This is a genomic window from Flavobacterium sp. WC2421, assembly GCF_040822115.1.
Taxonomy (GTDB): Bacteria; Bacteroidota; Bacteroidia; order Flavobacteriales; family Flavobacteriaceae; genus Flavobacterium.
The window spans coordinates 2,907,713-2,927,962 of sequence record NZ_CP162004.1 but is presented as its reverse complement, the minus strand read 5'-3'; the positions used below and the strand labels follow the sequence as shown (position 1 = coordinate 2,927,962).

14 protein-coding genes and 1 tRNA gene are annotated in these 20,250 nt (G+C 31.1%); 5 read left to right on the top strand and 10 right to left on the bottom strand.

Going from position 1 to position 20,250, the window contains the following annotated elements; translation table 11 throughout:
* The first annotated feature begins 73 nt into the window (after positions 1-73).
* Entirely contained in the window at positions 74-2,659 is a 2,586-nt protein-coding gene (locus tag AB3G33_RS12520; RefSeq protein ID WP_367770014.1) for a phosphoenolpyruvate carboxylase, read from the top strand.
* An 11-nt stretch (positions 2,660-2,670) separates the two neighbouring features.
* Positions 2,671-3,186 carry a DinB family protein gene (locus tag AB3G33_RS12515; protein WP_367770012.1) on the top strand — a complete coding sequence of 172 codons (516 nt, stop codon included), beginning with the start codon at positions 2,671-2,673 and terminating at the stop codon, positions 3,184-3,186.
* 3 nt (positions 3,187-3,189) lie between these two features.
* On the opposite strand, the gene AB3G33_RS12510 is transcribed toward AB3G33_RS12515, so the two are convergent.
* From AB3G33_RS12510 to AB3G33_RS12480, 7 genes are all read right to left on the bottom strand, one after another.
* Positions 3,190-3,663, bottom strand: a complete 474-nt coding sequence (locus AB3G33_RS12510) for a DNA-deoxyinosine glycosylase (RefSeq protein WP_367770008.1) — start codon at positions 3,661-3,663, stop codon at positions 3,190-3,192.
* Positions 3,664-3,670: 7 nt separating this feature from the next.
* The gene (recQ, locus tag AB3G33_RS12505) at positions 3,671-5,785 is read right to left on the bottom strand and encodes a DNA helicase RecQ (protein ID WP_367770005.1); all 2,115 of its coding nucleotides are present in this window, start codon (positions 5,783-5,785) and stop codon (positions 3,671-3,673) included.
* A 125-nt stretch (positions 5,786-5,910) separates the two neighbouring features.
* Positions 5,911-6,312, bottom strand: a complete 402-nt coding sequence (locus AB3G33_RS12500) for a DNA primase (RefSeq protein WP_367753169.1) — start codon at positions 6,310-6,312, stop codon at positions 5,911-5,913.
* Positions 6,313-6,321: 9 nt separating this feature from the next.
* Positions 6,322-7,293, bottom strand: a complete 972-nt coding sequence (locus AB3G33_RS12495) for a deoxyhypusine synthase family protein (RefSeq protein WP_367753167.1) — start codon at positions 7,291-7,293, stop codon at positions 6,322-6,324.
* A 95-nt stretch (positions 7,294-7,388) separates the two neighbouring features.
* A complete protein-coding gene (locus AB3G33_RS12490; protein WP_367753165.1) occupies positions 7,389-8,789 on the bottom strand; it encodes an arginine decarboxylase in 1,401 nt (466 codons plus the stop codon).
* A gap of 288 nt (positions 8,790-9,077) precedes the next feature.
* Positions 9,078-10,157 carry a 3-dehydroquinate synthase gene (aroB, locus tag AB3G33_RS12485; protein ID WP_367753163.1) on the bottom strand — a complete coding sequence of 360 codons (1,080 nt, stop codon included), beginning with the start codon at positions 10,155-10,157 and terminating at the stop codon, positions 9,078-9,080.
* A gap of 10 nt (positions 10,158-10,167) precedes the next feature.
* The gene (locus AB3G33_RS12480; protein ID WP_367770002.1) at positions 10,168-12,564 is read right to left on the bottom strand and encodes an O-antigen ligase family protein; all 2,397 of its coding nucleotides are present in this window, start codon (positions 12,562-12,564) and stop codon (positions 10,168-10,170) included.
* A gap of 163 nt (positions 12,565-12,727) precedes the next feature.
* Here AB3G33_RS12480 and AB3G33_RS12475 point away from each other — a divergent pair, with 163 nt between their 5' ends.
* Positions 12,728-13,897 (top strand): proline dehydrogenase family protein, encoded by a 1,170-nt coding sequence (locus tag AB3G33_RS12475; RefSeq protein ID WP_367769999.1) that lies wholly within the window; start codon positions 12,728-12,730, stop codon positions 13,895-13,897.
* A gap of 101 nt (positions 13,898-13,998) precedes the next feature.
* Here AB3G33_RS12475 and AB3G33_RS12470 read toward each other — a convergent pair whose 3' ends face one another.
* Positions 13,999-15,783: an ABC transporter ATP-binding protein gene (locus AB3G33_RS12470; protein WP_367753158.1), complete on the bottom strand. Its 1,785-nt coding sequence runs from the start codon at positions 15,781-15,783 to the stop codon at positions 13,999-14,001.
* A 216-nt stretch (positions 15,784-15,999) separates the two neighbouring features.
* Between AB3G33_RS12470 and AB3G33_RS12465 the strand changes: the two genes are divergently transcribed.
* Positions 16,000-16,074 (top strand) — tRNA-Val (locus tag AB3G33_RS12465).
* Positions 16,075-16,137: 63 nt separating this feature from the next.
* On the opposite strand, the gene AB3G33_RS12460 is transcribed toward AB3G33_RS12465, so the two are convergent.
* Together AB3G33_RS12460 and AB3G33_RS12455 are read right to left on the bottom strand one after the other, a co-directional pair.
* Positions 16,138-17,322 (bottom strand): PAS domain-containing sensor histidine kinase, encoded by a 1,185-nt coding sequence (locus AB3G33_RS12460; RefSeq protein WP_367769996.1) that lies wholly within the window; start codon positions 17,320-17,322, stop codon positions 16,138-16,140.
* A 151-nt stretch (positions 17,323-17,473) separates the two neighbouring features.
* Entirely contained in the window at positions 17,474-18,823 is a 1,350-nt protein-coding gene (locus tag AB3G33_RS12455) for a sigma-54-dependent transcriptional regulator (protein WP_367769993.1), read from the bottom strand.
* Between the two features lie 140 nt (positions 18,824-18,963).
* On the opposite strand from AB3G33_RS12455, the gene AB3G33_RS12450 reads away from it, so the two are divergent.
* Positions 18,964-20,202, top strand: coding sequence for an efflux RND transporter periplasmic adaptor subunit (locus AB3G33_RS12450; protein WP_367769990.1), 1,239 nt, complete (start codon positions 18,964-18,966; stop codon positions 20,200-20,202).
* Positions 20,203-20,250: the final 48 nt, after the last annotated feature.

Sequence of the window (20,250 nt, the reverse complement as noted above, 5' to 3'; positions counted from 1 at the left end):
AACCTCAAGTTAGTTCTTGGGGTTATTTTTTTATAACTATTTTCTATTAAACCAAACCAACTATAACAAAATTATGTATACACTACCTAAAATTGAACGTTTCAATCAAAATGTTCTTTCAAAATACAACATTTACAATAGTGTTTTTATCACTTTACCATTTGATTCTATTGATAATACAGGAGTTTTACTTCCTTTATTTACGGAAGTTTGTGAAACAGGTTTTAAAAAGCAAGAAACTCCTAAAGAGATAATTGAATTTTTCTCTCAAAAATATTTACATAGCTCAGTTGAAGCCGATAAAATTGACTTAATGTTTCGTTTTATCCAGTATATCGAGCGTCAAATTGTATTATTTGATGCAGTTGAAGATGCTGCTTTTCCTATTGTTAATAATATGGAAGGGAGAGGGTCTTTAAGAGATATTAAAGAAAAAGCAGATGCTAAGGGCAAGAAAGAAGAACTGATAGATTTCCTTGAAAATTTCAATGTAAGGACTGTTTTAACCGCTCATCCAACTCAGTTTTACCCAGGTTCAGTTTTAGGTATTATTAATGATTTAACGGAAGCTATTCGTGAGAATAAATTACTTAATATAAAACATTTATTAGCTCAATTGGGAAAAACTCCATTTATTAAAAATGAGAAACCAAATCCCTTTGATGAAGCGGTAAGTTTGATTTGGTATCTTGAGAATGTATTTTATAATACATCAGGAGATATGGTTCATTACCTTCAAAAAAATGTGTTTCAAGGTACTTCAATTCAGAATCCATTAATTAAACTTGGTTTTTGGCCAGGTGGTGATCGTGATGGTAATCCTTATGTAACTACGGATATTACATTGAAAGTAGCGGAACGTTTAAGAACCTCAATTTTGAAGTGCTATTACATTGAAATGAGAAACTTAAAAAGGAAGCTAACATTCTTTAACGTAGATGTTTTAGTTACTGAACTGGAACAAAAGCTTTACCGTTCTGTATTTTATTCTAAAGGGGAAATTTATATCACTTTGGATGAATTTAAAGCACAATTGAATAAGATTAAAGCTATTATTATTGAACAACATCAATCTTTGTATTTAGATGAATTAGATGCGCTTCTTATTAAAGTTAATTTGTTCGGTTTCCATTTTGCTACATTAGATATCCGTCAAAACAGTAGAATTCATGATGCTGTATTTAAAGATGTATTTGATTTCTATTTAAAATCGGATACTTTAGTTTTTCCTGAAAATTATTACGATTTAACAGAAATAGAAAAATTTGATGTTTTATCTAATGTAAAAGGAGATTTGAATCCGAATGATTTTGAAAACGAAATTACAAGATCAACTATTGAATCTATTCAAGCAATCAAAGTGATTCAAGAAAATAACGGAGAATTTGGAGCTAATCGTTACATTATTAGTAACAATGAAAGCGCACTTAATGTAATGGAGACATTCGCTTTGATTCGTTTAAGTAATTGGGAAACTCCTACAGTAGATGTTGTTCCTTTGTTTGAATCAGTAGATGATTTACTTGACGCGCATAATGTAATGGAAAAATTATACACTAATCCAATGTATGCTAAACATCTTGTAGATAGAGGAATGAAGCAAACTATAATGCTTGGTTTTTCTGATGGAACCAAAGATGGAGGGTATTTAATGGCGAATTGGAGTATTTATCAGGCCAAAGAAGCGCTAACTGCTATTTCAAGACAGTATGGCGTAGACGTTATCTTTTTTGACGGTCGTGGTGGACCTCCTGCTCGTGGTGGTGGAAAAACACATAAGTTTTACGCGTCTTTAGGTCCGAACATTGAGAATAAAGAAATTCAAATTACAGTGCAAGGACAAACAATTAGTTCAAATTTTGGGACTTTAGATTCATGTCGTCATAATTTAGAAAACTTATTAAGTGCTGGTGTTACGAATCAAGTATTTAGTAAAAACAAAAATATTTTATCTAGTTCAGAAAAAGAGGTAATGGATCATCTGGCCAACTTAGGATATCAAAAATACCTGAGTTTTAAAAATCACCCAAAATTCATTCCGTATTTAGAGCAAATGAGTACGTTGAAATATTATGCTAAAACAAATATTGGAAGCCGACCTTCAAAAAGAAGTAAGTCTGCTCAACTAGATTTTGCTGATTTAAGAGCAATTCCTTTTGTTGGTTCTTGGAGTCAGCTGAAACAAAATGTCCCTGGATTTTACGGAGTAGGTACAGCTTTAAAACATTATGAAGATACAGATCAATGGGAAAAGGTTCAAGATTTATATGACAATTCATTATTTTTCAAAACATTATTGGAAAATAGTATGATGTCCTTGGCTAAGTCTTTCTTTCCGTTAACGGCATATATGAAAAAGGACCCTCAGTTTGGTGAATTTTGGCAAATAATCTATGATGAGTTTTTAGAAACTAAACGATTATTACTAAAAATTGCAGGTCATACTGAGTTAATGGAAAACTATCCTGATGGTAAAGCATCTATTCAAATAAGAGAACGTATTGTATTGCCATTGTTAACAATACAACAATATGCTCTACTTAGAATAAATGAATTAAATAAAGAAAGTGTTGTTGATGAAAAGCTAATTAAAGTGTACGAAAAAATTGTAACACGTTCGCTTTTTGGAAATACTAACGCAAGTAGAAACTCCGCTTAATTAAAAAAAAAATGAAAACAGATCAATTGCTTGTAAATGAATATTCGGAATTTAATGCAACTTATATTAAGGCGGCAGGAAATGTAGATATGATTGAAGAATTGGAAATTTGCCTTCATGATTTTATTCGTTTTGTACAAAATATCCCAATGGATAAATTTGATTACAGATATGCAGAAGGAAAGTGGACTATCAAAGATATTATTCAACATATTATTGATACAGAACGAATTTTTGCCTATCGTGCTTTACGAATTTCCAGAAATGATAAAACACCGTTGCCAGGTTTTGAAGAAAATCATTACGTTGATAATACAAATGCTAATGAAAGAAACCTTCAAGGGTTGTTGACAGAAATGGCTGTAGTAAGACAGGCTACGTTGTCTTTGTTTAAAAGTTTTTCAGAGGAACAATTGCTGAGAACTGGTACAGCTTCTAATACATCTATTTCAGTTCGTGCGATAGCTTTTATTATTATTGGTCATCAAAAACACCATCAAAAAGTTTATCAAGAAAGATATTTATAGCTTTTAAAAACAAGTAGACCAGATTTCAAGCTTTTTTTCAAAAGACATTGTATTGGCAGTACTAGTGGAAGGCATCACATAATAAGTGATGCCTTTTATTTGTCCAAATTTTTTAAGAAAGTATTTGTGACTTTCTTTACCGTTAAAGATTATTTTAGTAATTGTTGGGTAATTTTTAAATAGTGTCTCAAAATCATTTTCTTTTTGATTTTTTATGTTAATATCTAAACTTCCATTTCTTTCACAATTTTCTAGAACATCCCACAATCCAATTTTGTTATTCTGTAATAATTTTATTTTTTCTTCGAAAACAACAGAAATCGGCAAACTATCCAAAAGTGTGTACATTATTTTCCAAAAATGATTTCTTGGATGAGCATAATATTCTTGTTTTTCAAGAGATGCAATTCCAGGCATGGTTCCTAGAATTAAAATTTCAGTTTCAGAATTGATAAAAGGGGAGAATGAAGTTATCATACAGGTTTTACTTATTACGATTCTCTTTTTCGATGATTGTTAAAGCGAGTCTTATTTTATCGTAAGCAATTTTTTCTTCAAAAAAATCAAAATATGGTTTTAAGGTAGCTGGGCTTTCTAGTTTTGTCTTGGCTTGTTTTACAAGAATTACTTCTTCTTTAGATACAAATTGAAATAAATCAATATTTGCACCATCTAAGTATAATTTAGCAACGTGCGACATAATAGTTCCTAATCCTAGATTTCTTTTTAAAGCTATTTCATCAGGCGGTAACCCGCTTTGAAACAAGGCAAGCGTTTCTTTATAGGTGTTAGATTCTTTCTTTGTTTTTACCTCTTTGTTTTTATGGAAGTCAATGATAGCTTTTATAAATACATCACCATATTTTTCTAATTTTACTTTACCTACACCATCAATTGCAATAAGTTCTTCATCGCTCATGGGTCTTAAAGTTTCCATTTGGCGTAAAGCCGCATCACTAAAAATCACATAAGCAGGAACACTTTCGTCTTTTGAAATTTCGTATCGCAATTTTTTTAATTTTTCAAAAAGAGAATTAGCACTGAACTTTGTTTTTGGTTCATTGACTGCAATTTTTTCTGTATTTGCCTTTACAACTATAGTTAATTGTACTTTATCACCTTCAAATAAAACCTCACGTGCCAAAGAGGTTAATCTAATTTTGTTTTGTTGATGAAAAGCTATTTCACAATAGCCTTGATTGATTAACTGAATAATGTATTGATTCCAGTCATACCAGGAAATATCACTACCGACGGCATACGTTTTTAAATTCTGATACTCTTTTTCGAAAATATAAGCATTTTTTGAACCTCTTAAAAAGTCAACTATAACGGGAAGTGGCTCTGACTCTTTTAATCTCATAATGGCTGATAATGCTTTTTGAGCGATAATCGTTCCGTCAAAAAATTCGGGTGGGTTTTTACAAATATCACAATTTCCACAATTTTCAGTTACGAGTTCCCCAAAATAGGAAAGCAATATTTTTCTTCGACAACTTAAAGCATCTGCGTATTGCTTCATTCTTTCCAGTTTTGCGAGTTGCACTTCGGCGTTTAAGCCTTGAGATGCAAATTTCTGTAATTGGATTACATCGCCGTAACTTTCGAATAAAATGGTTTCCGAAGGTAGTCCATCTCGTCCTGCACGTCCAATTTCTTGGTAGTACCCTTCAATATTTTTAGGTAGATTATAATGAATGACCCAGCGGACATTTGACTTATCGATTCCCATACCAAAAGCAATAGTTGCGCAAACTACTTGGCAATCATCATTTATGAATTCATCTTGCGTTTTTGATCGAATTGTGTTTTCTAAACCAGCATGATAGGCTTTAGCATTTACACCAACTTTTTGAAGTTTTTCGGCTAATTCCTCGGTTGTTTTTCGGCTTAAGCAATAAATAATTCCTGATTCAGATGGCTTTTCGCTAATGAACTCAATAATTTGTTTGACTCTGTCTAGTGCTGGTCGAACTTCTAAACTCAAGTTTTTTCTATCGAAAGAGGATATGAATAACTTGGCATTATTTAGGTTTAATTGTGTGCTAATGTCTTTACGTGTAGCTTTATCTGCAGTCGCAGTTAAAGCTAAGATTGGAGTAGAAGGGAAGCGATTTTTTAAGTATCCTAAATTGGTATATGCTGGACGAAAATCATGTCCCCATGAAGAAATACAGTGTGCTTCATCAATTGCAATTAAGCTAATGGTTATTTGACTAAATGCATTTTCTAAATACGATAAACTCTCAGGAGCTACATAAACAATTTTTACTTTGTTGTCTTTAAGATTCTGGATATGTAATTGTTGTTCTCCATCTGTTTGGCTACTATTGATGTAGCAAGCTTGAATTCCGTTAGTTTTTAAACTATCAACTTGATCTTTCATCAAGGCAATTAGCGGAGAAATAACTATTGTAATTCCTGTAAACAAAAGTGCGGGTAATTGAAAGCAAATAGATTTTCCGCCTCCAGTAGGCATAATTGCCAATGTATCTTGACCGGAAATGATTGAATTAATAATTTTTTCCTGATTGGGTCTAAATTTTTCAAAACCAAAATTTTCTTTAAGCGTATCGTGTAGTATCTGTGATGTAATCATAATAATGAGTAAACAAGAATGTAATGAATTTAGTAATAATGGAATCTTACATTTGAATTAAATAGTATTCGATTAATAAAAAAAAAGGAACTCAAATAAGAGTTCCTTTAGTATTTTATAATGAATTAATCTTCATCATCATCATCGTCGTCTTCATCAGAATAATCTTTTTTATCTGAATCTTCGTCGTCCTCATCGTCCTCAGTTTCAGGTTTATCGACAGCGTCGTCATCATCGTCATCATCATCATCGTCTAAATCAAGCCCTTTTATTGGGATGATTGGTTCGATTTCGTCATCGATTTCGTCATCTTCGTCATAATTTTCAATTCTATCAGCAAGTTTCATACTTACTTTAACTAAATAAATAGTGTCCTCAGTACGCACTTCTACAGCTTCAATTAATTCGTTTTTAGCATTTCTAAAACGGATTATATCGGAGTCATCATAACCATCGGGAAATCGTTCTACTAAAAGATTTAAGATTTCATTGGTCAATTTTGCGTAATCAACAATTACTCTTTTCATAATAATATTCTATAAGTCTAATAAATAAGCGAAAATTAAAGGCGCTACAATAGTAGCATCTGACTCAATAATGAACTTTGGAGTATTAATATCTAGTTTACCCCAAGTTATTTTTTCGTTTGGTACAGCTCCTGAATAAGAACCGTAACTTGTTGTTGAATCTGAAATTTGGCAGAAATAACTCCAAAAAGGAATATCATGCATTTCCATATCTTGATACAACATTGGTACTACGCATATTGGAAAATCTCCAGCAATTCCACCACCAATTTGGAAAAAGCCAATTCCTTTGGCACTGTTTTTTGGGTACCAGTCTGATAGATAGACCATATACTCAATTCCTGATTTCATTGTAGAAGCTTTTAAGTCTCCTTTTATTACGTAAGATGCAAAAATGTTCCCCATAGTACTGTCTTCCCAACCTGGCACAATAATAGGTAAATTTTTCTCAGCGGCAGCATACATCCAGCTGTCTTTTAAGTCAATTTCATAGTATTCTTCTAATACTCCTGAAAGCAACATTTTGTACATAAATTCGTGTGGGAAATATCTTTCTCCTTTGTCATCAGCATCTTTCCATATTTTATAAATATGTTTTTGTAAACGACGGAAAGCTTCATGTTCAGGGATACAAGTGTCAGTAACTCTATTTAATCCTCTTTCTAATAAGTCCCATTCGTCTTGTGGTGTCAAATCACGGTAATTAGGTACTCTTTCATAATGTGAATGAGCTACTAAATTCATAACATCTTCCTCTAGGTTTGCTCCTGTACAAGAAATGATTTGTACTTTATCTTGTCGAATAATTTCAGCGAAGATTTTTCCAATTTCGGCTGTACTCATTGCACCCGCCATACTCACCATCATTTTGGCACCATTTGCTAATTGTTGTTCGTATGCCTTAGCAGCATCTACTAAAGATGCAGAATTGAAATGCAAATAATGTTTTTCTATAAACTGACTTATAGGTCCTTTACTCATTGTGTTGGTTTTAAATATTTAAAAATCAGATACTTGAAAAAAATGTAGTTATCCAAATATAAGAAATTTTTAAATTGACTAATTGTATTTAATATTTATTTTTTATCGTAACCTAAAATTTTTAAAACATCATCTGAAGTTTGTTGTTCTGAAAAAACTTCTGTTGCCAAAATTCCATTTTCATCCCTATCAATTAAAATATGTTTGGGTTGAGGGATAAGACAGTGATGTAAACCTCCGTACCCACCAATGGTTTCTTGATAAGCTCCAGTATTAAAGAAACCAATATATAATGGTTTTTCTTTATTGTATTTTGGTAAATAAATGGCATTCATGTTTTGTTCTGAATTGTAATAATCATCACTATCACATGTCAATCCACCTAGTAAAACTCTTTCATAAGTTTCATTCCAACGGTTAACCGCTAACATAATGAAACGTTTGTTAATTGCCCAAGTATCTGGAAGCGTAGTTATGAATGAAGAATCGATCATATTCCATTTTTCTCTATCATTTTGTTGTTTTTGATACAAAATTTGATAAATGGCACCACCACTTTCACCTACTGTAAACGAACCAAATTCAGTAAAAATATTTGGAACATCAACCTCGGCTTCATCACAAGCAATTTTAATTTGATTGATAATTTCATCAATCATATATTGATAATCGTATTCAAATGCCAATGAGTTTTTTATTGGAAAACCACCACCAATATTTAATCCGTCCAATGTTGGACATTCTTTCTTTAGGGCAATATAAACTTTTATACATTTTACTAATTCATTCCAATAATAGGCATTATCATTAATCCCTGTATTGATAAAAAAGTGCAACATTTTCAGTTCTAACTTATCGTTTTCTTGAATTTGTTTTTTATAAAAGTTCACAATATTTTTATAACCAATTCCTAGTCTAGAAGTATAAAACTCAAATTTTGGTTCTTCCTCTGCAGCAATACGAATTCCAATCTTAAATTTCCCTTTAATTTCCGCTTGAAGCAAATCTAATTCTTCAAAATTGTCAATAATAGGAATCGTATTTTTATGTCCGTTATTGATTAAACGGGCAATGTTTTCTATATATTGATCTCTCTTAAAACCATTACAAATAACATAGGTGCTTTTATTTATTTTACCATTTGCCATTAAATTTTCTACAATATTAATATCAAAGGCAGATGAAGTTTCAATATGAATATTGTTTTTAAAAGCTTCATTCATGATGAACTCAAAGTGAGAGCTTTTAGTACAATAGCAATAATAATATTTAGCCTCATATTTATTCTTTTCCATCGATTTACGAAACCAGCTTTTGGCTTTGTTGATGTTATTTGAAATTTGAGGTAAGTAGGTGAATTTTAATGGTGTTCCATATTGTTCCACCAATTTCATTAAATCGATATTATGAAACTGAAGATTATCTTTGTTTAAAGTAAATTCTTCTTGCGGGAAATAATAGGTTTGATTAATTAAGTCTGTATACTTTGTATTCATTTGTTTTTGAGTAAATTATGAGATTAAATTGAAACGAAATTAATCTATAATTCAAACTCTTATATTGGCATAAATGATTTGTAATTTTTCGTGATCAACTTTTAAATACTGAAATAGATCAAAACTAAAGTTTCCTTTAATAGAATTGAAACGCTTCAACATTCTTAAAAAAGAAATATTGTTTCCACTCCAATTTTTACTAAAATTTATTCTGTTTTGATTTGTTTTCATTGGGGCAAATGTAAAAAATAATTTATACGTAATGCAATCCTTTTTGGTAAAAAATAATTATGATTTATAATCATTAAATGCACTAAGAATTAATTCATTTTCAACAGATTGATTGATTTTGATTTTTCCAATTCCTTCTATTAAAGCAAACTGAATAGTTCCATACTCATTTTTTTTGTCATGAATGAGCAATTCTAGTATAGGTTCAATGTCATTTTCATGAAATTCAATGTCATCAAAGATCGCTTTAATGGCTGTTTTTATTTGGTTGTATTCTTCTAAGGTAACTAATTTTTTTACAAATGAGATATAACTTTCTAAAATCATCCCTACAGCAATTGCTTCTCCATGTAATAAAGTAGTTTTTTGTTCATTTTCCAAAAAATAACTTTCGATGGCATGCCCTAAAGTATGCCCAAAGTTTAGTGATTTTCTAAGGTTTTTCTCCGTTGGGTCTAATGTTACAATTTCATTTTTAATTTCAACAGAACGGTAAATTAATTCGTCTAAATCAGCATAATTAATAGCTTTTAAATCTAGGAATTGTTCCCAATATTTTTTGTCATAAATCAAACCGTGTTTTAACATTTCTGCGAGACCAGAACGCATTTCGTTTTGTGGAACCGTTTCTAGATAGGCTGTGTCAATAAGTACCATTATAGGTAAATTGAAAACCCCTATTTGGTTTTTAATATTTCCAAGATCAATACCGTTTTTACCTCCTACAGAGGCATCTACCATTGAAAGTAGCGTTGTAGGAACATTAATGAAATCAACACCTCTTTTAAAAGTAGAAGCGACAAACCCACCTAAGTCGGTAACAACACCACCACCAACGTTAATAACAAGACTTTTTCTATCTCCTCCTAGTTCAGTCAATACATTCCAAATTTGAACACAAGTGTCGATATTTTTATTGATCTCTCCATTTTCAAATTCAATTATTTCAATCGTTAAATTGGTTTCTAAATAAGGTAAGAATTTAGGCAAACAAAATTCATTAGTATTACTGTCAACTATAATGAATATGGTTGAATATTTACTTTGTTTTAAATGTAAGTTTAAAGCTTCGTACCCTTTTTCATTGAAATGAATGGGGTGATTGCTTGCTTCTATGGTTTTTAACGAATTCGGCATATTAATTAATTTAGTTACAATACTGGACTACTAATGCTGCAGCTCCAGGATAATTTTTGTTCTCTGCCAATTTTAAATTTTGACAGCCTTTTTCTCTATTTTTTGTGTTCAAATAAGACGCTCCAAGTAAAAACTCAGTTTTCCCATCAGTTAGAGTTGGCGAATTTAAGGTTTTTTCTAAATAAATTATGGCAGTTTTAAACTGATTTAACTTAAAATAACAAATTCCTATATTCTGTGTAATTATTATATTTTTCGGATCATCTAGTAATGCTTTTTTATAATATACTATAGCTTTGTCATATTTAGATTCGGTCCCATATTGATTGGCAATAGTGATGTTATTAGGTTTAACGGCTTCATTTTTAACTGGTTTTGATGATATAGTATTAGTCCTTAATCCATCATTTTGAAATGATTTTTTTCGGTTCAATAACGTTGTGTCGTTAGGAAATACCAATAATCCTGAATCAATAAATTGGATTAATGCTTTGTTTGAATATTGTGATTGTGCCAATGCACTAGAAGTATTAATCCAAATATTTGGTTTTTGAATGTACTTTGTAAATTGATTGTGGATTTGCAAAATTGCAGCTGTATCTTTTTTAATTGTTTCTACCACTATTGCTGTTAAATAATAGTCTTCACTTCGAGGTCTAATTTCAAATGCTTTTTTTGCATAAATATAAGCGCTATCTGTATTACCTAATTCTTTATAGATTCTATATTTATACCATTCCGTACGTCCTGTATGAGGATTAATTCTTTGTGAATTATTGAAATATTTTAAAGCTTCTTCATACTTTTTTTCCTTTAAAGAATAAATTCCAGCTAATTCAATATAAGGTTCTGAAGTTGTTGCTACGTTTGGAAACAAAGGGATTCTGTTGGCTATTTCACTTGCTGTAAATTGATATTTTGTTTCCTCTTGACTCAAATCAATTCGAGTTTCGTTTTCTAATCGATAGGCTTTAAAAGAGCTATAAGAAAAGTATAATGTACTAGTGCTTAGTAATATTAGAGTAATAGTAACTATTTTCTTAAAGTGAAATTCTTTAATTGTAGCTATTGGATTTGCATTTAAGATTGTCAATGCTAGAAAAAAGCAAAAATTAATTTGCATAGTAGGCCTGTACAAAGGAAAATTAAATAAGGCGTCGATTCCATAACTGACCATTAATAACAAAGCAAGGGAAGCTATAATTTGTGCTTCTTTTTCCTTTTCATTAAAAATATTTTTTAGGTTTAATAACAGTCCAAAAATGAAAATAAATAAGTAGACAATTGAATTCAAAATTCCGGTTTCGGCAGCAATTTCAAGAAAATCATTGTGTGGATGAGCGGAAATTTGCAAATCATTTGTCTGAGTTTTTTCGTAAGCAATTGATTCAATTTTCCAATTTCCGAGTCCTATTCCTAAAACAGGATTTTTTTTGATGATTTCAAAAGCATTTCCCCAATAGGTTAACCTTGCATTTTTTGAAGCATCTTTTTCTTTTGAAGAACTAATTTGCAAAACACGATTTGTAACCGACTTATATCTGTCATTGTTATTGCTTTTTTCGAAAATAATATTCGCAACAAAAAAGGCAATAAGAAGAGGAAGAATAATACTTATGTAATTTATATAATTTTGCTTTTTTTGATTATTAATTTTTAGAAAAACTATAATAAAAAGAATAATTTCAACAAACAAACTAATATAAGAAGCTCTCGAAGCGGTTAAGAAAATTAGTATTGTTGCCAAAAACAAACTCAAAACCAAAAGCCATTTTTTCCATTTTGTGAAGTGCGTAATCGCTAATAGTATAAATGGGATTTTGCCTGCTAGACTTGCGGCAAAAATATTGATATTACCTGTATTTCCTTTCAACATGGATAAACCATTTGTAATATCAGTTGATTTGGATGTTCCTATAAAATCACTTAATGCTAAATATGCTTGTGCAAAAACACTAATTGCAACTAATAAAGCAATTTTGTAAATTAAATCAAAATTATTGTAAAGTAACACAGAGAGGTTTATAAATAAACTAAAAACGGTAATAATTTGCATAAAGTTGACAACCGCTAATGAAAAATTATTAGCAGAAACTAATGAAATACTACATAATACTAAGAAGCCGATATAAGTCTTAAAAAGGATACTTTTTTTAAATACTGCTGCTAATCCGTTTGAAATTAAATCTTGATTTTTATAAAAAAATAAGCTTGTAATTATATTGATGACAGAAAGATATAAAAATTGAGGGGCTATAATTTCGACACTTCCAAATTGTGGAAAAAAGTCAATAATTAAAAAACTTACAATAAATAGGAGTAAGATGGTTTCGTAATAAACTTTATTGTCTGTATTAAATTCAATGTTTTCCCGATTTTCAGAACTAGGTTTGATTGGCTTAGTCATTTACTGTTTTTTATATAAGTTTACGTTTTTCAAATTTATTGAATATTTTTTCTTGAAGTACTTATTTAGGAAAATTATCATAAAAAACAATTATGATTAATTTAATGAGAAATTGACAAAGAAAAATCAAACTATATCTATATTTGTGCAAAAATATCAGCATATGGAAAAAATATTCAATAATACACAAGTTGCCTTTTCATTAAAAAGCGATACCGAACTGGATAGAGCTTATTTTCTTTTCAAAATGATTGCAAATCAGCCTTTAGTACGCATAGGAACTGCAGTTACTAATTTTGCTTTAAAAGCAAATCTTCCTGTTGAAGGATTAATAAGAGCTACTGTTTTTGACCATTTTTGTGGTGGTGTAAATGAGGAAGACTGCCTTTCTGTTGTAGATAAAATGTATACAAAAGGAGTTTCTTCAGTATTGGATTATTCTGTTGAAGGAAAAGAGGAAGAGGATCAGTTTGATGCCGCTTTAAAAATGACCTTGAAAACAATTGATTTTGCTAAAGAACGTCAAGCTATTCCATTTGCAGTTTTTAAACCTACGGGTCTTGGTCGTTTTGAATTGTATGAAAAAATAGGGGAGAAGCTACCACTGACTCCTGATGAACAAGAGGAGTGGGATAGAGTAGTAGCTCGTTTTGATTTGGTTTGTAGTGAAGGACATAAAAAAGATGTTGCCTTATTAATTGATGCAGAGGAAAGTTGGATGCAAGATGCTGCTGATGCATTAGTGACTGAAATGATGCGTAAATACAATAAAGAAAAGGCTATTGTTTTCAATACATTGCAAATGTACCGTTGGGATCGATTGGATTATTTGATGAAATTAAAAGAGCAGGCGGATAAAGAAGGTTTTTTTATTGGAATGAAATTAGTTCGTGGTGCTTACATGGAAAAAGAAAATGTTCGTGCTGAAGAAAAAGAATATCCATCACCAATATGCGCCACAAAAGAAGCTTCGGATGTCAATTATGATGCTGCAGTACACTATATGATTAATCATTTAGATACCATGTCAATTTTTGCTGGAACTCATAATGAATCGAGTACGTATACGTTGATGGAACTAATGAACGAGAAAGGAATTAAGACAAATGACAATAGAGTTTGGTTTGGTCAACTTTATGGGATGAGTGATAATATCAGTTATAATCTCGCAGACCATGGTTATAATGTTGCCAAATATTTGCCTTTTGGACCTGTGAAAGATGTTATGCCGTATTTAATTCGTCGTGCTGAAGAGAATACTTCTGTGGCTGGACAAACGAGCCGCGAATTAGAGATGATAAAAGCGGAACGTAAAAGAAGAAAAGGAAAATAAATTATATTTCACTGTAGCTTTTTCATTTTAAAAACACACACCCAATTTTATAAAAAAAACCATTTGTTTTAGCAAATGGTTTTTTTTATCATCAATCTTAACTAAGAATTACTAAACTGTAAGTTACTTAAGTTTTTATATTTACCGTTTTCTAGAGAAATTAGTTCTAGGTGCGTTCCTTGTTCTGAGATGATTCCGTTATCAAGTACCAGAATTTGATTGGCACTACGAATAGTAGAAAGTCGGTGCGCAATAATGATGCTTGTTCTACCTTCCATTAATATTTCTAAAGCTTCTTGAACAAGCTTTTCACTTTCGCTGTCTAATGAAGAAGTGGCTTCATCAAGAATCAATATACTTGGATTTTTAAGTAAAGCTCTAGCAATAGCAATACGCTGTCTTTGACCACCGGAAAGTTTGATTCCTCTTTCTCCTACTAATGTTTCAAATTTCTCTGGGAAACCTTCGATAAAATTAAAAGCATTCGCTTGTTTAGCAGCTAATAGAATTTCATCTTCACTTGCATCAGGTTTTCCGTAGGCTATATTTTCTCTAATGGTTCCTCCAAATAATATGACATCTTGAGGAACAATACTCATATTTCCACGAAGATTTTCTAAATCGTAATCGTATATATTTTTACCGTCAATTATAATTTCGCCACTATCAATATCGTAAAAACGTAATAATAAGGAAGCAATAGTTGATTTACCTGTTCCACTAGGGCCAACAATAGCGATCTTTTGTCCAAATTCAGCAGTGAAATTAACATTTTTTAAAACATTTATTTCTTTTCTTGATGGATAACTGAAAGCCACATTTTTGAAGGTGACATTTCCTTTAATTTTGTTTTTTACAGCATTTTGTACGGAATTAATTTTTTCAGGAGTTTCCTCCAATAATTCAAACACACGCTCCGTGGCACCAATTGCTTTTTGTATTTGTGCATACAATTCAGCAATACCTCCAAAAGAAGCTCCTACAAAAGTAGAATAGAGGACAAATGAAATTAACTGTCCCACACTCATCTCGCCACTAATACTCAACCGAACACCAAACCATACTACGGCTACAATAGCACCAAACAAACAGAAAATTATAAATGAAGCAAAATACCCTCTATATTTTCCGCCTTTAATGGCTAATTTTACTACTTCTTTTATTTTTCCGTCATAACGGGCAATTTCATACCATTCATTGGCAAAAGCCTTAACAATACTAATACCTTGCATGGTTTCTTCAACAATCACCTGACTTTCGGCTACTTGATCTTGTACGTTTTTAGAAAATTTTCGAATAAACCGACCAAAAATTACTGCAGCAACAGCAACTAATGGTACTACTGATAACATCAATAAGGTTAGTTTAAAACTTTCAGTCGCCAATAGAGCAACACCACCTATTATTAAAATGAATTGCCTTAAAAACTCTGCAATAGTTGAAGTTAGCGTATCTTGAATTTGTGTGATATCTGAGCTAATTCTACTATTCAATTCCCCAACACGTTTTTGAGAAAAGAAAGACATAGGTAACTTTACCAAATTACTATATAATGACAAACGAAGGTTAGCCAAAGTATGTTCAGTGAAATTGATAAACAATGACAATCTAAAAAATGAAAATATAGATTGCATAAAAAGAATACCTATTAAAAATAGTGCAATGGTATTAGCTTGAGCGTTGTCTTTATTTTTCACACAATCAATTAACAATCCCATTAATTTTGGGAAAGCTAAGGCAGTTGCTCCAGTAAGAAGTAAAAAGACTAATCCAACATAAAATTTCCAACGATGGTTACCAGCATATCGAAATATAAGGGTTGCTTTATTGAGAGAACTTGCTGTAATTTTTGATTTGGGTAAATCATTTTCTTTGAACCTTGCCATTATATATTGTTTATGACACAAATGTAATACTATAGCGTTTCATTACAAAAAAATTGTAGCCTTAGAAAATAGTATTAATATGTTGTAATAGAGTACTAAAGGATTTATTGCTTATTTTTTATTCATTTATTTTTAAATTTTGCTTGCAAATACAAATTCTAGATGTATATTTGCACACGCAATAACGAATAAGAAATCATTCTAATTGTAAAAATAGGGCGATTAGCTCAGCTGGTTCAGAGCACCTCGTTTACACCGAGGGGGTCGGGGGTTCGAACCCCTCATCGCCCACAAAACTTCTCAAGAAATTGAGAAGTTTTTTTTTTTGCTTTAACGTTTGTCGAAAAATTATAATCAATCTGTAATAAGACAAATAACAAAAGTAGTTTTTTCTTCCTCATTTTTATAAGCTAGATAGCCACCATGAGATTCGATAATATTTTTGGATAAGGTTAATCCAATTCCAGCGCCTTCTTTTCTTGTAGTGAAAAAAGGGAGGAAAATTTTATTTTCTATTTCGGGTTCAATGCCTTTTCCATTGTCTGATATTGTTATGAATGTCCTGTTTTCTTTGGCTTCAGCCGAAATAAATATCCGTTTTTGTGCTATTTCTTTTAAGGCATAAATACAATTGGTGAATAGATTGATAAATACTTGTTCCATTTGTTTTGAATCTGCTTCTAACCAATGATTAATAGTAATAGTATTTACAACTTCAATTCCTTCTTTTATGAATAAAGGAGTCATAATTTCAAAACTATTTGCAATGAGTTGTTGCAGTCTTATCTGTTCCTTTTTAGGTGATGGCAACATGGCAAGTTTACGGTAACTTTCTACAAATTGTTGCAAATGGTCACTACGGCGTAACATCGTTGCTACACTGGTTTTCATGTCTTCAAGATCATCCGAAGAAATGCTTTCTTGTTGTACTAACTCGTGTAAATTTTGCGAAAGCGAGCGAATTGGAGTAATGGAGTTTAATAATTCATGCGATATCACTTTCATCAAATTCCCCCAAGCTTCTTTTTCTTTTTTCTCCACTACATTCTGGATAGAATCCAGTAAAATGATGAAATAATCTTGGTTGTAAATTTCACTTCTAGAGGTTTGCAGAACGAACGTTTGTGTATCTTGTTGGTTTACCCGTATTTCTAGTGAAGTCTTGATTTCTTGAAAATGGTGCTCTTCAATAATTTCACATAAAGAAGCTAATTGATTCTTGAGGTATTTCCATTTAGAAACTTTGGGAACACTAAAATGTTTAGAAAAATAGTCATTCATCAAAAAAATGTCCCATTCTGTTTCTTGTTTTTGCAGTATTATAATTCCAGTTTCAACCGTATTTAAAATGGAGCGGTAAACCATATCTTTCGATATTTGTTCCTTTTTATCCGATTTTAGCTTTTCATACAATTCAAATAATTTGATATAATTGTTATGTGATTTATGTTTTGAAAAATCAGCTGTAAAATCATTTTGAAGAATAGAAGTAATGGTTCTGTCATAAAGTGAAAAAGCATTTTTAATGTAAAAATACATTTCAACAAGTAGTAACAGTATTAAAACAACCGTAAATAAAGACGTAAATAGTAAATCATTATGCAGTAGCCAAATCAAAAAGACTGAACAGGCTAGGATGATTAATAAACGCAAAAATAAGAGTTGATATGTTTTTGAAGATTGGAACATATTAATGAGTACTGATGTTATATTTTTCTAAACGACGGTATAAAGCAGCTCTTGATAATCCTAATTCCTCAGCGGCTTTAGAAATATTATTATCATTTTTCAGCAATACTTTTTCAACAGTTGCTTTTTCTATTGAAGAGAGTTGGACGTCTTCAGGACTATTTTCGTACTGAGTAATTTCGTATAAATCAAGATCAGAAACAGTTATTGTATTGTTTTCACAAAGAATAACGGCACGCTCAATTCGGTTTTCCATTTCACGAATGTTACCGTTCCAGGCGTGTTTCTGAATTTGTTCTATTACTTTAGAATTAAAAATAATTTCGTCACGTTGGTATTTTTTAATCATTTTCTGTAAAAGATAATTGGCTAGCGGAATTTTATCTTCATCACGTTCTCGCAAAGGTGGAAGTATGATTTCCATAGTATTGATGCGATAGTATAAATCTTCTCTAAAGTTTTTATCAGCGACTTCTTGTTTTAGATTTAAATTGGTAGCCGTAATAATACGCACATTCAACAGTCTTGCTTTTGATTCGCCTAAACGGGTTACGGTTTTAGTTTGAATAACTTGTAAAAGTTTCGACTGTAAATGCAAAGGAACATTCCCGATTTCATCTAAAAAGATAGTTCCGTTTTGAGCCATTTCAAAACGTCCAGCAGTATCCACTTTCGCATCTGTAAAAGCGCCTTTTGCATAACCAAAAAGTTCACTTTCGAAAATATTTGAATTTAAAGAACCCAAATCAACGTGAATGAACGGATTGATTTTTCGTTCTGATTGACTAAAGATATGATGTGATAACACAAATTTTCCTGTTCCATTTTCTCCTAAAATCAGAACGTTAGCATCTGTTTTAGCGACTTTATCAGCTACAGCATACGCTTTTTTGATAGCTTCAGAATTTCCAATGAAATAATCGGTATCCATTTCAATTGGAGTAGGTTTCTTTTTCTCTTTTCGGGATTTATCAACGGCTTGTTTTACTACTTCAAGTAGTTTTTGGTTTTCCCAAGGTTTCAAAATATAATCAAACGCCCCGGCTTTTAAGCCTTCAACAGCTGTTTCTACCTTACCAAAAGCAGTCATTAAAATCACAACTGTTTTTGGCGAAAGCGTTTTTATTTCTTTCAATAAATACAATCCTTCTTTACCATCTTCAAAACCAATTCGGTAATTCATGTCCAATAAAACAACGTCTATCGTATTTTTGGCTAATAATTCGACTACGTTTTTGGGATTACTGAGGGTATAAATGTCTTCAAAATGCTTTTTAAGTAGCATTTTTGAAGCAAAAAGGATGTCTTCTTGATCATCTATTACTAGAATTGCGGCGTTGGTTTTCTTCATTAGTGTTCGGTTTCGGACAAAAAGTGTTCGGATATGAACACTTCAAAAAATCAATTTAAAATAAAAACTTCAAAATAAGGGAGTTACAAAGTTTAACTTTTTGGCACGAAAATCTCTTTACGTTCAGCAAATTAGCAACAATGGACACCATTATTAAAAGTAAAAGTAACAAAAAAAAACAGCTATTAATCGCATTACCTATTATCTTAGTTTTAGGATATGTGGTCTTTACTTCCGTAACTAAGAAAAGAAGTTTGAATGTGAAGAAAAGCGAAATTAGCATAAAAACAGTCGAAAATGATTTTTTTGAAGATTTCATGTCTTTTCAAGCTAAGGCCGTTCCTATCAATTCGATGCTGATTAATATTATAGAAGGTGGAGCCGTTCAGGAAATATTTGTTGAAAACGGTGATTTTGTGACTAAAGGGCAATCATTAGCACGTTTGTACAATCCCAACTCAGAGTTGGCTTATATGCAGCAAGAAACAGCAATTATAGAGCAAATTAATAATTTGAATAAAGCAAAACTCGATTTACGTAATCAAGAACTAAATTTAGGAAAGGATTTGTTATCAATTGAACACGATTTTCAAGATGCTAAAAATTTGTATGATGTAAATAAGAATCTTTTCGAGCAAGAAATCCTTGCTAAGAGTGAATGGGAGAAAACGAAGGAAAATTTTCGTTTTCAAAAAGAACGAATGAACATTATAAAACAAAGTGTTAGTAAGGAAAGACAAGCCAATCAGGTTCAAATAGGACAACTCAATCAATCCATAGATTTCATGAATAAGAGTTTGGATATTTTAAGAACCAATAAAAAGAATTTCCTTGTTACAGCACCTATTTCCGGAAGACTTTCTTCTTTTGAACCGATTTTAGGAAAAACCTATGCACAAAATACAAGTATTGGTTTTATTGATGATCAAAAAGGATATAAACTGGTTGCTGATGTCGACGAATTTTATTTAGATCGCATTTCAGAAGGACAAAAAGGAACGGTAAGTTTTGATAATAAAGAGGTTGAGGTTAAAATAACAAAAGTGATTCCTGAGGTAAAAGGAGGAAGGTTTCAATTAGAATTAGACTTTGTATCTTCGGAAAAATTAGATTTAAAACAAGGGTTAAGTTTTGGAGTGAAATTAAATTTATCTGAAAAAACGAAAAGTTTAGTGCTTTCTAAAGGTAGCTTTAACGAAGATACTAGTGGAAAATGGATTTTTGTGGTCAAAGGAAATCAAGCGGAAAAGAGAACCATCAAATTAGGTCGAGAAAATCCGTTGTATTATGAAGTTTTAGACGGATTAAAAGCTGGTGAAAAAGTAATTACATCATCGTATAAAGATTATAAACAAGTAGAAGTTTTGAATTTAGAATAGAGTAGGCGACAAATAGACAAGAATAAAAATAAAAACAAACATCAATCA

Bases quoted from the DNA above. Each gene is read 5' to 3' on its own strand.
- AB3G33_RS12520 (WP_367770014.1), top strand. From the start codon at position 74: ATGTATACACTACCTAAAATTGAACGTTTCAATCAAAATGTTCTTTCA.
- AB3G33_RS12515 (WP_367770012.1), top strand. From the start codon at position 2,671: ATGAAAACAGATCAATTGCTTGTAAATGAATATTCGGAATTTAATGCA.
- AB3G33_RS12510 (WP_367770008.1), bottom strand. From the start codon at position 3,663: ATGATAACTTCATTCTCCCCTTTTATCAATTCTGAAACTGAAATTTTA.
- recQ (WP_367770005.1), bottom strand. From the start codon at position 5,785: ATGATTACATCACAGATACTACACGATACGCTTAAAGAAAATTTTGGT.
- AB3G33_RS12500 (WP_367753169.1), bottom strand. From the start codon at position 6,312: ATGAAAAGAGTAATTGTTGATTACGCAAAATTGACCAATGAAATCTTA.
- AB3G33_RS12495 (WP_367753167.1), bottom strand. From the start codon at position 7,293: ATGAGTAAAGGACCTATAAGTCAGTTTATAGAAAAACATTATTTGCAT.
- AB3G33_RS12490 (WP_367753165.1), bottom strand. From the start codon at position 8,789: ATGAATACAAAGTATACAGACTTAATTAATCAAACCTATTATTTCCCG.
- aroB (WP_367753163.1), bottom strand. From the start codon at position 10,157: ATGCCGAATTCGTTAAAAACCATAGAAGCAAGCAATCACCCCATTCAT.
- AB3G33_RS12480 (WP_367770002.1), bottom strand. From the start codon at position 12,564: ATGACTAAGCCAATCAAACCTAGTTCTGAAAATCGGGAAAACATTGAA.
- AB3G33_RS12475 (WP_367769999.1), top strand. From the start codon at position 12,728: ATGGAAAAAATATTCAATAATACACAAGTTGCCTTTTCATTAAAAAGC.
- AB3G33_RS12470 (WP_367753158.1), bottom strand. From the start codon at position 15,783: ATGGCAAGGTTCAAAGAAAATGATTTACCCAAATCAAAAATTACAGCA.
- AB3G33_RS12460 (WP_367769996.1), bottom strand. From the start codon at position 17,322: ATGTATTTTTACATTAAAAATGCTTTTTCACTTTATGACAGAACCATT.
- AB3G33_RS12455 (WP_367769993.1), bottom strand. From the start codon at position 18,823: ATGAAGAAAACCAACGCCGCAATTCTAGTAATAGATGATCAAGAAGAC.
- AB3G33_RS12450 (WP_367769990.1), top strand. From the start codon at position 18,964: ATGGACACCATTATTAAAAGTAAAAGTAACAAAAAAAAACAGCTATTA.